This window comes from Microbacterium sp. Cr-K32, assembly GCF_000708345.1.
Taxonomy (GTDB): domain Bacteria; phylum Actinomycetota; class Actinomycetes; order Actinomycetales; family Microbacteriaceae; genus Microbacterium; species Microbacterium maritypicum_A.
Map to the genome: position 1 here is coordinate 237980 of NZ_JARD01000018.1, position 13394 is coordinate 251373.

The 13394-nt window shown below is 66.1% G+C and carries 16 protein-coding genes; 8 read left to right on the forward strand and 8 right to left on the reverse strand.

Annotation, left to right across the window (positions count from 1 at the left end; translation table 11 throughout):
• Positions 1-52: 52 nt before the first annotated feature.
• From GZ64_RS0109530 to GZ64_RS19460, 3 genes are read left to right on the forward strand one after another with little or no spacing between them, the layout of a single operon-like run.
• Positions 53-250: a hypothetical protein gene (locus tag GZ64_RS0109530; protein ID WP_071327683.1), complete on the forward strand. Its 198-nt coding sequence runs from the start codon at positions 53-55 to the stop codon at positions 248-250.
• On the forward strand, positions 247-852 hold the full coding sequence (locus GZ64_RS0109535) for a GIY-YIG nuclease family protein (protein ID WP_029266166.1): 606 nt from the start codon (positions 247-249) through the stop codon (positions 850-852). The genes GZ64_RS0109530 and GZ64_RS0109535 overlap by 4 nt, the downstream gene beginning before the upstream one ends.
• Positions 834-1973, forward strand: a complete 1140-nt coding sequence (locus tag GZ64_RS19460; RefSeq protein ID WP_051667915.1) for a hypothetical protein — start codon at positions 834-836, stop codon at positions 1971-1973. Before GZ64_RS0109535 ends, GZ64_RS19460 begins: the two co-directional genes overlap by 19 nt.
• A 57-nt stretch (positions 1974-2030) precedes the next feature.
• On the opposite strand, the gene GZ64_RS19070 is transcribed toward GZ64_RS19460, so the two are convergent.
• The 3 genes from GZ64_RS19070 to GZ64_RS0109555 form a co-directional block, all read right to left on the reverse strand.
• Positions 2031-2393 carry a DUF3224 domain-containing protein gene (locus GZ64_RS19070; protein WP_102208381.1) on the reverse strand — a complete coding sequence of 121 codons (363 nt, stop codon included), beginning with the start codon at positions 2391-2393 and terminating at the stop codon, positions 2031-2033.
• A 227-nt stretch (positions 2394-2620) separates the two neighbouring features.
• The gene (locus GZ64_RS0109550; RefSeq protein ID WP_029266170.1) at positions 2621-3109 is read right to left on the reverse strand and encodes a hypothetical protein; all 489 of its coding nucleotides are present in this window, start codon (positions 3107-3109) and stop codon (positions 2621-2623) included.
• A gap of 148 nt (positions 3110-3257) precedes the next feature.
• Positions 3258-3899 (reverse strand): uracil-DNA glycosylase, encoded by a 642-nt coding sequence (locus GZ64_RS0109555; protein WP_029266173.1) that lies wholly within the window; start codon positions 3897-3899, stop codon positions 3258-3260.
• 266 nt (positions 3900-4165) lie between these two features.
• Here GZ64_RS0109555 and GZ64_RS0109560 point away from each other — a divergent pair, with 266 nt between their 5' ends.
• From GZ64_RS0109560 to lspA, 3 genes are all read left to right on the forward strand, one after another.
• On the forward strand, positions 4166-6034 hold the full coding sequence (locus tag GZ64_RS0109560; protein WP_036331343.1) for an alkyl/aryl-sulfatase: 1869 nt from the start codon (positions 4166-4168) through the stop codon (positions 6032-6034).
• Positions 6035-6046: 12 nt separating this feature from the next.
• Positions 6047-6670: a hypothetical protein gene (locus GZ64_RS0109565; RefSeq protein WP_051667916.1), complete on the forward strand. Its 624-nt coding sequence runs from the start codon at positions 6047-6049 to the stop codon at positions 6668-6670.
• Positions 6671-6779: 109 nt separating this feature from the next.
• Positions 6780-7298, forward strand: a complete 519-nt coding sequence (gene lspA / locus GZ64_RS0109570) for a signal peptidase II (RefSeq protein WP_081859717.1) — start codon at positions 6780-6782, stop codon at positions 7296-7298.
• On the opposite strand, the gene GZ64_RS0109575 is transcribed toward lspA, so the two are convergent.
• The 5 genes from GZ64_RS0109575 to GZ64_RS0109610 all read right to left on the reverse strand — a co-directional run bounded on the left by GZ64_RS0109575 (position 7299) and on the right by GZ64_RS0109610 (position 12088).
• Positions 7299-7739, reverse strand: coding sequence for a VOC family protein (locus GZ64_RS0109575; protein ID WP_036331298.1), 441 nt, complete (start codon positions 7737-7739; stop codon positions 7299-7301).
• Positions 7740-8743: 1004 nt separating this feature from the next.
• Positions 8744-9583: a F510_1955 family glycosylhydrolase gene (locus GZ64_RS0109595; protein ID WP_029266184.1), complete on the reverse strand. Its 840-nt coding sequence runs from the start codon at positions 9581-9583 to the stop codon at positions 8744-8746.
• Positions 9584-9728: 145 nt separating this feature from the next.
• A complete protein-coding gene (locus GZ64_RS0109600) occupies positions 9729-10337 on the reverse strand; it encodes a DUF305 domain-containing protein (protein WP_029266186.1) in 609 nt (202 codons plus the stop codon).
• Positions 10338-10431: 94 nt separating this feature from the next.
• On the reverse strand, positions 10432-10878 hold the full coding sequence (locus tag GZ64_RS0109605; RefSeq protein WP_029266188.1) for a DUF6153 family protein: 447 nt from the start codon (positions 10876-10878) through the stop codon (positions 10432-10434).
• A 70-nt stretch (positions 10879-10948) separates the two neighbouring features.
• Positions 10949-12088, reverse strand: coding sequence for an FAD-dependent oxidoreductase (locus tag GZ64_RS0109610; protein WP_168441063.1), 1140 nt, complete (start codon positions 12086-12088; stop codon positions 10949-10951).
• A 125-nt stretch (positions 12089-12213) separates the two neighbouring features.
• On the opposite strand from GZ64_RS0109610, the gene GZ64_RS0109615 reads away from it, so the two are divergent.
• Both GZ64_RS0109615 and GZ64_RS0109620 read left to right on the forward strand, forming a co-directional pair.
• Positions 12214-12426 (forward strand): heavy-metal-associated domain-containing protein, encoded by a 213-nt coding sequence (locus tag GZ64_RS0109615; protein ID WP_029266192.1) that lies wholly within the window; start codon positions 12214-12216, stop codon positions 12424-12426.
• Complete coding sequence (locus GZ64_RS0109620) at positions 12423-13373, forward strand: hypothetical protein (RefSeq protein WP_029266194.1); 951 nt, start codon at positions 12423-12425, stop codon at positions 13371-13373. Before GZ64_RS0109615 ends, GZ64_RS0109620 begins: the two co-directional genes overlap by 4 nt.
• Positions 13374-13394: the final 21 nt, after the last annotated feature.

A 13394-nucleotide genomic window follows, 5' to 3' on the forward strand; every position in this document is an offset into this window, starting at 1 on the left:
GAGGACAATCCGTGGGAATGCGGTCAACGAGGGCATCGTGCATGATGACCTCATGAGCGCATCGCACGACGTCATCACCCCCGCCGAGCTCGGCCGCGAACTCGGTCACAACGACGGTGATCGGCCCGGCATCACTGTGCGCCGCTATCTGCGCGAGCGCTACCCCGACCACTTGAAGAACCAGCGCTGGGAGCTGACCCCCGAGCAGGCCGACGAGGTTCGTGCGCACTTCGGCAGGACCTCGGCGTGAGCGCTGACTCCCTGCACGACCTCACCAATCCTGCCGTCGCCGCGCTCACCGGAGAGCGCTGGGCGATCATGGAGGCCGCGCAACTCGTCCCCGCCCGTCCCGGACTGTACGCCATCTACGGCGACGAGCAGGCCTGGCGGGATCTCCAGCTTGAGCCGGCTCCGGATCATCCCCTGTACGTCGGCAAGGCCGAGGAGAGCCTGGTCTCGCGCGACCTGAACGGTCACTTCGCCACGAACCCGAAGTCCAAGCCCCGCACCGGCGGGTCCACGGTCCGGCGGTCGTTCGCCGCCCTCCTGCGCGACTTCCTCGATCTGCATGCGGTCCCGCGCAACCTCGCGAAGCCGGAGCGCTTCGCGAACTACGCCCTTGCCGACGGCGGCGACGCACGCCTCAACGAGTGGATGCACGCGCGCCTCCAGCTCTCTGTCTGGCCGGCGCCAGCGGACATGCGGGTCCCGCTCGGCGACGTCGAGACCAGCGTCATCGTGCGCCTCACACCACCGATCAACTTGGACAAGAACCCCGGCAGGCTCCCCCGGCTCTCGGCTGCTCGAGCCGCGATGGCCGCCGAGGCCGCCGCGTGGCGCCCCGAGGGCTGAACGCCATCGTGGAACTCGAGATCACCGCTACTCCGCGCGAGACACTCGTCTGGGCGCCGTCGACCGAGCACGCTGCACAGCTGCGACGAGAGCTGACTGACTCCGGCTACCTAGTGCTCGATGCTGATCCGTGGGAGCTGAACCAGCAGAGCATCATCCCCGAGGGCGAGCATCTCGAGTTCGACCCTGCGCGGATCTTCAACGTCGACATCGGCGCCGACGCGAACGCGTCCCAGCAGATGCTCGTCGACTCCGGTCACGTGCTCTTCTGGCACCGGTGGCATCCGCGACCAGCCCGGAAGATCTGGGGGGTCGCCGTCTCGTCGCAGCGTGGTCGCCGAGCAGGCACCAGTCCGGTCGAAAGCGCCGTGCACTTCGGACTCAAGGTCCGCGGCAGCCGCGAGCTCGGCCTCCGCATGTCGCGCGAGACCTACGCCCGGATCAACAAGCGCTCCTCCCTGCAACGCTGGTACCGCGAGGAGGACCCGTATCTCTGGGACGCGATCGACGACAGATACGAGGACCCCGACCACCGCATCTACACAGACGCATGGTGCTCGTTCCTCCAGGAGCTGGCACTGGCGAACTACGACCTCAACATGGCGCACTTCGCCTCCCTCGACACTGCCGAGTTCGATGCCGCGCTGCAGGCGGCAATCACCAGCCAACCGGGCATGACCGAGGTCACCGATCTCACGAAGTGGGATGGGGTGCCCGGCCTCTACGTCATGGTGCTCGACGAGTACCGCCAGGCGTATGTCGGCGCGACGAACGCCTCGGTCGGAGTGATGAAGCGCATCAAGCAGCACTGGACCGGTGCGAAGCCTCTGGACCGGTTGATCTGGCCCGATCCCCGAACGTCCATCCTCTCGATCGACAGCTTCAGAGCTCTCGACACCACGCGCATCTTCGCCGCCAGGACCTCGCGGTCGTTCGACGGTGAGAACCCGCTGCTGGACCTCTTCCCGCCGCAGTTCATGTTGAACCGCATCATGGGCGGCCGCGATGTAGTGAAGCTCGCCGGCCTCGTCGGCGTCGACCAGGTCATCAGAACGCGCGTCTTCGACGCCGCCGCGCCTGACCAGCAGACTGAAGCCGCGAGCAATCTCAGTCAGGCCTGAGACCTTCAACAGGCGAGCCGCTTGCGCTTCACCCGTGCTGTCAGCTCAGCGCGTAGGTCAACAGGTAGCGGTGTTCCCGTCGATGATCTCGAGGTCGAGCGTTCCGGTGATTCCTGCCAGGTCCGCGGTTCCCGAGCCGGGCACGATCTCGTAGCGCAGCTGTTGGTCGGGTGCCGTCATCGTTCCGAACTGCTGGAACGCGAAGCCTCCGCGCAACCCGTCGAGCTCGCCGTCAACGGTTTCCACGGCGACATAGCCCGCCTTTCCGGTTGCCGGATCGCCAGCTGCGAGCATCGTCCCGGCCCCCTGCCCGGCAAGGTCACCCCGCCATGTCTTGGTGATGACCATTCGGCGGATGCCCGCCTGATCGTGCTCCGCGGGCTCGAGCGACACCTCGAACGTTCCTCTTGCCGTCCTCATGTCGCCACTGACCTCCGCGGTCCTGATCTCTTCGCCCATCAACGCGCTCAACGGTGTCCTCTTCCTGTCATGGCTTCGACGTTACGGGGCGCGAGAACCAGCGTGCTTGAAGATTCGCGACACCATGTGTCCGTCGGGACTCGCCTGGAACGAGCCACCAACTGCAACAGAACAGCCCCCATTCGCTCCGAGAGCGTGGGGGCTGTGCCGACTAGTGAGCGAAGTGCTTACTCGCGGCTGAGGCGCACGGTCATCGTGGTGCCCATCGCGGTGACCTCGTAGCTGAGCTCGTCGTTCTCGTACGTGAACGTCTTGGTCGCGTCGCTCGATGCCATGATCGAGGACTCGGTCTTGGACGTGTCGTTCGCCGAATCGAAGGTGAACGAGTCGCCCTCTGCCGGGACCTCGACGGTGCCGGCCCAGTACAGCGACTTCGTGTCACCGCCGTCGGCGACCCAGTGGACCTCGATCGTGTCACCGGTGATCGTGGCCTCCTGCCACGCGTCCTCGGAGTTGGAGTTGTTCTGCTTCCAGGAGCCCTCCAGACTCACCGGCTCCGGAGCTTCCTCCTCCTGGACCTGCTCGGTCTCGGACGAGGAGGACTCGCCGCCAGACGACGAGCTGGACGGTTCGGGAGATGCGCACCCCACGGCGCTGATGCCGAGGAGTGCCAGAAGTGCGATGGTCGCGCCGAGCTTGGGTGCTGTGATGTTCAAGGGATGCCTCTCCGAGCAGGTTGATGTCGACGCTGACCGTATCAGCGCCTACTGACACCTTCGGTTCTCAGTGCGAGACGCGAAAGGCGCTGATGACCATCGTTACCGGACGGTCATCAGCGCTCGCGTGGCGAGCTCCCCGTGCCCGTCATGGCGTCGATCGCACGGGCTCGAGCAGACCTGCCACCTCGACGAACGCGTCGGCTCGTCGCTTTACGCGTGCAGCTCTCTCCTCGAGATCCCGCACGAAGAGAGCCTGCGGCGAAGGGTGAAACGTCCGAACGACGGTGAGACCCCGCTCACGCTCGATCTCAGGGGACTGCCTAAGCAACCGGCGCCAGGCGTGATCCGCATCACCACCCTGGAGTAGCACGACCTTCAGCCTCGGCGCGAGTTCCAGCAGGTGCAGGATCGTCTGGACGCCGGCATCCAGCTCAGCCGCCTTCGGGGCGCGGTTGATGTACCAGGGGTACGCATTCCACGGCAGCAGCTCGTACGGAGATAGCGCTGCTTGCTCGAGCAGGACCGCCTGAAGCTCGGCGCTGCCGTCGTTGTTCTCGACGCAGATGAAGCCCGAACCCTTGCCGTCCTGCGTCGCGGGCCCTGGATCGCGAAGAATGCTCAGCACCCGCGCTTCGACTCCACCATGAAGGGGCGCGACGTACGGCGCCCACCCGCGGCCGACCTCACGCAGTTCGTCGACGTACTCGTTGACCGGCGCGATGTGCAGCGCATAGCGATCGTCCCACTGCTGCTGTCGAAACTCAGGGTCCGCCATACGTCGGGGCATGCGCCGACGGTATCAGCCAGCGTCCGTCCGGGTGTGCGGGATGCCGCACGTGCGACCGAGGGAGTCGCCACCCATGAGGCATCCCGCGTGAGGCCTCCCCAGCCTCGTCCCCAGAACCGGACACCCGCGGGGGCCCGCGGTGATCCGATACCTCAGGATGCCGCGTGACAGCGGCCGGCACAAGGTTCAGACGAAAGGTGGTTGTCACCGTCTTTCGTGACCGCAAGACTCGTCGTGAACTGTTCTTCGGAGACGGGAGCACCATCATGGGTCAGCGCGACGCATCAGAGACCATCCGGCAACAGCAGGCAGAGCTGCAGGCACGGCTCCCGTTCGACGATGAGCGGGATCTCGCGGCGGCCGAGCGAGGATTCATCGGCACGCTAGACGAGCCTGCGATCCGCAACGCCGCCGGCGATATCATCTGGGACGCGTCCACCTATGACTTCTTGCAGGGTGATGCTCCGGAGACGGTGAACCCGAGCCTGTGGCGCCAGAGCACGCTGGTCGCCAAGCACGGCCTGTTCGAGGTCGTGCCCGGCCTGTACCAGATCCGCGGGCTCGACCTGTCGGTGATGTCATTCGTCGAGGGCGACACCGGCGTGATCGTGATCGACCCGCTGATCTCGAAGGAGACCGCAGCCGCGGCGATGGCGCTCTACCGGCGTCACCGCGGTGACCGCAAGATCACCGCTGTCATCCACACCCACTCTCACATCGACCACTTCGGCGGCGTGCAGGGCATCGTCTCACAGGCCGACGTCGACGCGGGGGTCGAGATCATCGTCCCCGCGGGCATGGTCGAGCACGCGGTGGCAGAGAACGTCTACGCGGGCACCGCGATGGGCCGGCGCGCCGGGTACATGTACGGCGCGGCACTCGCACGCGGCCCGCAGGGGGCAGTCGGCGCCGGTCTCGGACAGACGACGTCGACCGGGGAGGCGACCCTGCTCGCGCCGACGCTGGAGATCACCGAGACGGGGCAGACCCACACCGTCGACGGGCTGGAGATCGAATTCCAGATGGCGCCGGGCACCGAGGCGCCCAGCGAGATGCACTTCTACTTCCCGAAGTACCGGGCGCTGTGCATGGCGGAGAACGCCACGCACACGCTGCACAACCTGCTCACCCTGCGGGGCGCGGTCGTGCGGGATCCGCACGTGTGGTCGCAGTACCTCACCGAGGCCATCGAGCGTTACGGCGACGACGCCGAAGTCGTGTTCACCTCGCACCACTGGCCGACCTGGGGCAACGCGGAGATCCGTGAGTTCCTCGGTCTGCAGCGGGACCTGTACGGGTACCTGCACGACCAGACGCTGCGGATGCTGAACCAGGGCATGCAGGGCGCCGAGATCGCCGAGGCGATCCAGCTGCCGCCCGCGCTCGAGAACGCCTGGCACGCCCGCGGCTACTACGGCTCGGTCAGCCACAACGTAAAGGCCATCTACCAGCGGTACATGGGCTGGTTCGACGGGAACCCGGCTCGGCTCTGGCCGCACGCGCCGAAGGAGCAGGCGAAGCGCTACGTCGACGCGATCGGAGGCATCGACCGGGTCCTCGAGCTCGCCCGCGCCGCCTTCGACTCGGGAGACTTCCGCTGGGCGGCCACACTGCTCGACCACGCGGTCTTCACCGAGGAGAACAATGCGGAAGCGAAGGCGCTCTACGCCGACACCCTCGAGCAGCTCGGCTACGGCGCTGAGAACGGCACCTGGCGCAACTTCTTCCTCTCCGGGGCGACCGAACTGCGCGAGGGAAACTTCGGTACCCCGACCGTGACCAACGCCCCAGCCATCCGAGCGCAGCTCACCCCGGAACAGCTGTTCGATGCCGTCGCGATCACCGTCGACGGCCCGCGCGCCTGGGACCTCGACCTCGGATTCGACATCACACTCAGTGATCTCGACCGCTCGTTCCACGTCACGCTCCGCAACGGCGTGCTCGTCTACGTCGAGCGCGAACCCGCCACAGATGCCGCACTGCATCTCACCCTCACCAAGGAGCGGCTCATCCGCCTCGCCGGCGGAGACCTCGACGCCGAGGGCCTGGACGTGCGCGGCGACCTCGGCGTCCTGAAGCAGTTGCTCGGCGTACTGACCCCCGGAGACCCGGCATTCGAGATCGTGCTGCCCTAAAAGACGGCGCGCATGGACGCCACCGAGAAAGTCACTCATCCCGGCCGGTGGTTGGAGGTGGCCACGGTGGTGCTGCTGTCCATAACCGCGGTCATCACCGCATGGTGCGGATTCGAGGCGTCGAAATGGGGCGGTGAGATGTCTATCGCCTTCAGCCAAGCGTCCAGCGCACGTGTCCAGGCCGCCTCCGCCGAAAGCAGGGCCCAAGCGGCGCGCCAATACGATCTGACCATCTACACCGAATGGGTGCTCGCCACCGCAGACGACGACCAGGAACTCGTCACCTTCATCGAGGAACGCTTCACGGACGAGTTCCGGATCGCGTTCGACGCCTGGACGGCGGAGGGGCGCGTATCCCAGGGGCCCCTCGCCAGGGAGGAGTACATTCCGCCGGGGACCGAGGAAGCGGAAGACCTGCACGCGCGCGCGGACGCCAAGTTCGACGAAGCACTCGTGAACAACCAGCGCGGAGACAACTACGCTCTGCTCACCGTGCTCTTCGCGCTCGTGCTGTTCTTCGCGGCGCTGTCCCAGAACCAGCGCGCCGAATGGCGCCGGCGCACCTTCTTCATTCTGGGCCTGACTCTCGCTGTCATCGGTGTGGTCATCTTGGCGACGTTCCCCGTGAAAGTGTGACTGGCGTCGAAGCCCTGACCTCTCGGCCATAGCCCAGCGAATAGTCTGGTGAAGCCGGTAACCGAAAACCGGCCCGGCACGAGCTATCGCACGAAGAGGGAACTGCACAGTGACGTCACCGACCACGAACCGACGCTCGGGAGTGCGCTGGTCCTTCCTCGCCGGGCTGGCCATCGCAGCGGTCGTCGTCGCCGTCGACCAATGGACCAAGATCTGGGCCGCCTCTGCGCTCTCGGGCGGAGAATCGAAGGACGTCCTGCCACCGGTTCTCGAGTTCCAACTCACCGTCAACCGTGGCGCCGCGTTCTCCCTCGGCACCGACTTCACCTGGCTGCTCGGACTCCTCGCCGCTGCCGCCGCGGTCGCCATCACGGTCTACCTGTGGCGGGTGGGATCGCTCTGGTGGGCAATCGGGCTGGGCCTGGTCCTCGGCGGTGCGATCAGTCATGCCGCTGACCGCCTGGCACGCGGTGGCGTCATCGACTTCATCGGCTACTTCGATCTGTTCATCGGCAACGTCGCCGACATCGCGATCGTCGTCGGCGGCATCTACCTTGTCGCGCTCGTCCTCCTGCGTGTGCCGACCCGCCGCATCAAACCGACCCCGGCGCCCTCGCCGGCGTCGTAGCTATCGCCAGGGCATGTGCTGCAGGCACCAGGTGTTGCCGTCGGGGTCGGCGAAGAAGGCGTAGAACACTCCGCCGAGGTCCTCGACCTCGCTGATCTCGACGCCGCGCTCGACCAGTTCGGCACGAGATGCCTCGATGTCGGCGACCACCAGGTGCAGCCCTCGCAGGGTCCCCGGAGGCATGTCGAGCGTGGGCAGGCCCTCGGCCAGGGTGATCGAGCATGCCGAACCCGGTGGCGTGAGCTGGACGATGCGGACGCCGGGCTCTGGGTTGATGTCGACGTCGAGCCGAAAGCCGAGCTGGTCTCGGTAGAAGGTCTTTGCTCGTTCGATGTCGGTGACCGGAACCGGCACGAGCTCCAGCAACAAGGCTCCCGGCGGCACGGGTGGGTTGGTCAGATCGTTGACGGTGTCGCTTGGGGGAGTGGATGCGTCGGTCATGGATACCGCCCTTCTTGAGCTGGATGCCCCGCAATCGAGGGGCCGATGATCTGCGGTCCGAGTCTGCCCTCGGCCTCGATCTCCGCCAGTCTCGCTGACGGCTACCGAATCGTCGACCCTCGGGCAAGGGCTTCGAACAAGCCCATCTCTTGCCACCTGAACGTGCGCTCTCGATCGGCGATCTCGATTGCCCGCCGGAGCTCGCTGAGTACGCCGGGGATGATTCGATATTCGTGCCGATAACGCAGAACGCCGATGACTACGGCGTGGAGCTCGACACGGTGACCTGACACCACGCGTGGCGATGAGCCAACTGCTACACGATCAGTGGCTCCGTTCCGGCGTGCGCTAGCGGCGACCGTCCAGGCTCAACGCCAGACCCTCGCCGCAACACGAGACCGAGATCCCTCCCCTGAAGCAGTTCCCGGCGAAGCTCGCTCGGAACCGCGTCATGGGTGGACGCGACGTTGCCCGCTTCGCCGGCCTCGTCGAGATCGACAAGGTCATGAGACGTTGGGATGTCCCTGTCTCTTGACGCCGCGATTCGGCCAGTCATTCACGCCGTTCATCGGAGGCCGGCGGCGATCGCCAGACCAGTGCTACCCCGATGATCGTGGTGATGATGGCGACGTCGTAGCTCGCCACCGTGTACGTCCACCAAGTGCCATTGTGGCTTCCGTATTGTGTATCGGTGCTCAGATGGATCAGGACGAGCGCGGGTCCGGCTGCCAGGAGCACAATCCCTAACCGCACAAGTCGGCGGTGCAGTCGGTACGCACGCGACGGGCGAGGTGGCGGCCTGCTCGGTGCGGAACGATGGCTGAGCGCGGACAGGCGGAGCGGATCGAATCGTGCGTCCGGCGACATCAGAGGATCGCTCCAATCGCGAGGTAGGTGGCGAAGGCGAGGAGGACGACGGCGATCGTTGCCGCGGTGATGAAGAAGACGAAGTTCCGGAACGGATTCTTGTGTTCGTTCATGGTGGATTCGTGAGTGGGCTGCGGTTACCGGGCCGGGCTGAGGACGGTGAAGCCGTCGACAGTGACACCAACGATGCCTCGGTCATCGACGAGGATGATGCGGTCATCGATGGTGCTGAGGGCTTGAACGGCTCCGTCGAGTGGCCCCAGCTGCTGCCACGTCCCGTTCTGATCTTGGGCCCAGAGGACCCCGTCGGTGCCGGCGCCGACGAGTGTGCCGTCTGTGCGTGCTACGAGGGCGTAGAGCAGGGGTGATTCGGGGACGGGGGTGAAGGTGTCGCCACCGTCGGTGCTGACGAGCAGTCCTTCTTCGGTGGCGGCATAGAGCCCGGACTCTGTGGCGGCGAGGTCGGCTGCCGCTAGAGGGGCATGGGTGGTCCAGTTCGTTCCGTTGTCGGTGCTGGAGAGCAGGTCGATTTGGCTGGAAGCGATGCCGTACAGGGTTCCGTCGGGGCTGGCGGTGAGGACGTGGAAGTCGGTTGTTCCGTTCAGGGCGATGGGCGACCAGTTGAGGCCATAGTCATCGCTACGGATGATGCCGAGGTTCGGGGATCCCAGCTCGGCCGGGGTTTGCTCTCCGGGGTGTCCGGAGGCGAACAGGGTGTCGCCGGTGACAGTGAATCCCATGGCATCGAAGTCATGGCCGCCGACGGGTCCGGAGACGTTCCCGTCCGGTGTGACGGTGAAGATGCCGTTGTGCGTGGCGACGAGCAGATCGTCACCGCGGGGGTCTTCGGCGATGCCGTGGATGTGGTCGATGCGGGGTGTCGCATCGGGCTCGTCGGACTGCGCGGCAGTACAGCCCGTAATGACGAGCGTCAGCACGGGGATGGTTGCGGCGGCGAGAAGAAATGATCGTTTCATGATGGTTTCCGGGTAGCGGCCAGGAGGGTGGCCAGGCTTGTGACGCGGGCAGCAGGGAGCGCGCCGCGGGGTCGGTCTTCGCGCGGGGCGATCGCGCGGGAAACGCAGGGCGGGTCGTTCGGGAATCGGCCCGCCCCGCGTGGTTCTACAGTTCTCCGAGGAGGTCCTTCATCGTGGCGATCTCCGCCGTCTGGTCATCGATCACCTGTTGCGCGAGCTCGAGGACGTCCGGGTTCTGCGCGTCGTCAAGCGCCGTCTGTGCCATGTCGACGGCGCCTTCGTGGTGCACGATCATCTGCTCGAGGAACAAACGGCTGGCCTCGGTCGCGTCGGCGTCTTCCAACATGGTCATGTCCTCTTCGGACATCATGCTGTCGTCGCCGCCCATGGAGCCGTGGTCCATGCCGCCCATCGAATCGGGGTCGTACTCCACACCCCAGTCCTCGAGCCACCCGAGCATCTTGTCGATCTCCGGGCCCTGCGCCGCCTTGATCTGTTCGGCGAGCTCGACCACCCGCGGGTCCGCGCCGTCCTTGGCCAGCAGAATGTCCGACATCTCGATGGCCTGCTCATGATGAGGGATCATCATCGTGACGAACATCTCGTCAGCCTCGGTTGAGGCCGACGAGGACGTCGACGCGGACGGTGAGCTGCTGGTACCGGACGGCGCGGTGCCGGTGTCGGCGCAGCCGGTCAGTACCAGGGCGAGGGTGAGAGCGCCGGTGCTGAGTGCGAGGGGGATCTTCTTGTTCATGGTCGTTCCTTCGTAAGTCGTATGAGAGTTCGCTGAAGCGGCGGCGCCAACGGGCGCCGCAGGGCCGCCCACAGTTGGGTCGGCGTGCGAATACTCAAGTTCGACTGATCGAAAGAACCGTCAACGAGGGGCCACGAGGGAGGGCATCGGTCGCTTCCCACCGCAACCAGCTGGTCACCTCGCGAAGGGAGATGCCGGAGCGTCGGGCAAACGTCGGTGGGACGAGGAGCAGAAGGCCGGCCAGCAACGCGAGTACGCAGGCGGTGACCATGTCGTCGTGACCCTGCCCTTGTCCGGTGGTCACGTGGCACGGCCCGTCGCAGGCAGCGGCACCACCGTCGTCGAGGCTCGCCGTGGCGTCCGGAACGTGAGCGACTGTCGATGCGGAATGGGCGACGCCCGAGGAGCCGTGCCCGGCAGGTTCCGCGGTGAAGGTGTGCATGCCCAGGAGGCCGACGATGATCAGGACGGCCGCGGTGCCGAGCATCAGCAGGGTGCGCAGCGACAACTGCGGGCTTGTGGCGCGAACCGTCACCTGCATCCTCGATCCTTCCTGTTCCTCACGACGCTAGCACCGCCGCCTGTGTGCCCGACATCGATCCTGTGCACACTCAGAAGCCGCCTGCCAGCTCGTGCTTGACCGCCAGGATTTCCCTTGCCGCTGACCACCCGACAGCACCCGCCCTCTTGCCGTCGGCGGTCCTGAAGGTCGAGACGAGGCCGCCGCCGGCCGATGACGTCGTTTCCGCGGTCGCCTGCGGCAAGACGACGCCCGCTCCACTCAGCGTGACGCCGTGCACATTCACCGTGAACCCGGAAACGTGCCGGTACGGGCCAGGATCGTCCCCGCCGTGCAGATCATGAAGCAGCGCTCGGGCGGCGTGAGCCCCTTGTGCCACCGCATCATCCCAATGATCCATACGATAGAGCGAACCGTCGGGACCGACATGAGCGGCGACCCCACCGGCCGCATACACTGCCGGGATCGTCCTGGCACGGAGCCGGTCATCGACCTCGATCGCGGCACCGTCTGAGCGGATCCATGAGACAGCCGGAACTGTTCCGTGGGCGAGGACGATCACGTCTGACGATACAGATGTCCCATCATCGAGGAGTACGTCACCCCCGCTTCCGGAAGCCGAGATGGAGCGCACTGTCCGGCCTGGATGGAACTCCGTGTGCGCAGCGTGCAGATCGCGGAGCCGGGTGGCGATCGGCAACCCGAGGCTGTGCGCCAAGGGGATTTCGGAGCGCGCGACGAGATGCACTCTGGCACCAGCGCTCACAAGGTAGCTTGCTGCTTCTGCTCCGACCAGCCCGGCACCGAGGACAGTGACAACCCGCCTTTCGAACGTCGGACCCGCATGCCCTCGGATGCGTAGCGCGTCGGACGCGCTGTGCAGCGTGAAGACCCCCTCGCTGACGCCTGTCGCCTGCAGGGGACGCGGGGCGGCGCCGGTCGCCACGACAGCCGTTGCGAATATCAGCCGTCTGCCATCGTGCAGCAAGATGCCCCGCTCTTCCATCCCGACAGCGCTGCCGGGGATCGTCTCGACATCGATCGAGTCCAAGGCAGGCAGCGCGGATTGCTCCGGGGTGAGCAGGCCACGAAGGATGCCCTTGGTCACCAGCGTGCGGTTGTACGGGGCGAACGGCTCCGCATGCACGATCCGGATCGACCCGTCGAAACCGCTGCGCCGCAACGTGACCGCCGCAGAATGACCCGCGGCGCCCGCGCCGACGATGAGCACATCCGAGCTGGTCTTATCCATGAGAAGCTCCCTTCACCCCCTTGACCGGAATACCCTGGGTGGGTATATGGTTAGGCATACCAGTACCCTACCGGGGTATTCCGAATCGAGGGAAGGAAGCCATCATGAGCACGAGCGAGTACCAGGTGAGCGGGATGAGCTGCGGCCACTGCGAGGTCGCTGTTCGCGGCGAGGTCAGCCAGGTCCCCGGCGTCGAGAACATCGAAGTGAGTGCGCAGACCGGCCGGCTTCTCGTCACGACGAGTTCCGCAGTGGATGACGCGGCCGTGCTCGCGGCCGTCGATGAGGCCGGGTACGAGGCGGTCCGACTCTCATGAACGCCCCGGGCCGCCTCGGCCTCTACGGCGCGGGCCTTGTCGTTGTCTTCGGCGCCGCCTTCGCCGCCGCGGGCGCACTCGTGCCCGACAGCACGGTGACCGCATGGGCGGACGCCGGGCATTCCTCGCATGACGCGCAAGCGCCCGAGGATGCTGCTGGCACGAAAGACGATCAGGAGATGGGGGTGAGTGGAGTGATGAGCGCGGCATCGGGATTCACAATGAGCCCCGTACAGGCGCCGGCGAACGTCGAGACGGACGGTGAACTCTCCTTCGACATCCGCGATCCCTCAGGTGTCCCGATCACCGATTTCGACGAGGCCCACGATAAGCAGTTGCACCTGATCGTGGTCCGCAACGACGGGCGTGAATACCGTCACGTGCACCCCGAACTCGACCCGAGGACCGGGGTCTGGTCGCTGCCATGGTCCTGGGATACCGCGGGAACGTACCGGCTGTATGCGGACTTCACCTCTGAGGGGGTGAGCGCCACGCTCTCCCGCACCGTCGATGTGGCGGGGCAGCTGACACCGGAGCCCGAGGTCGCCGTCAAGACAAGCGACACGGTCGACGGCTTCGACGTGACCGTCAGCGGCGACCTGGTCGCCGGAACTGGAAGCGAACTGACTGTCAAGGTCTCTCGGGACGGGGAACCCGTCACGGTGCTGGAGCCGTACCTCGGTGCGTTCGGCCACCTCGTTGCCCTGCGCGATGGCGACCTGGCGTATCTGCATGTGCACGCGCGCGGCGAGGAACCACAGCCGGGCGATCTGGCCGGCCCCGAGGTGGAATTCACCGCCGAGACACCCACCACCGGCCGCTACCTGCTGTACCTGGACTTCCAGGTCGACGGACAGGTCCACACCGCACAGTTCGTACTCGAGGCGACCCCCGCCACCGGCGACCAGGCGGACACCGAAGACGACGCCGAGCACGACGGGCACTGACCCGCTCAGTGCGCATCGAGT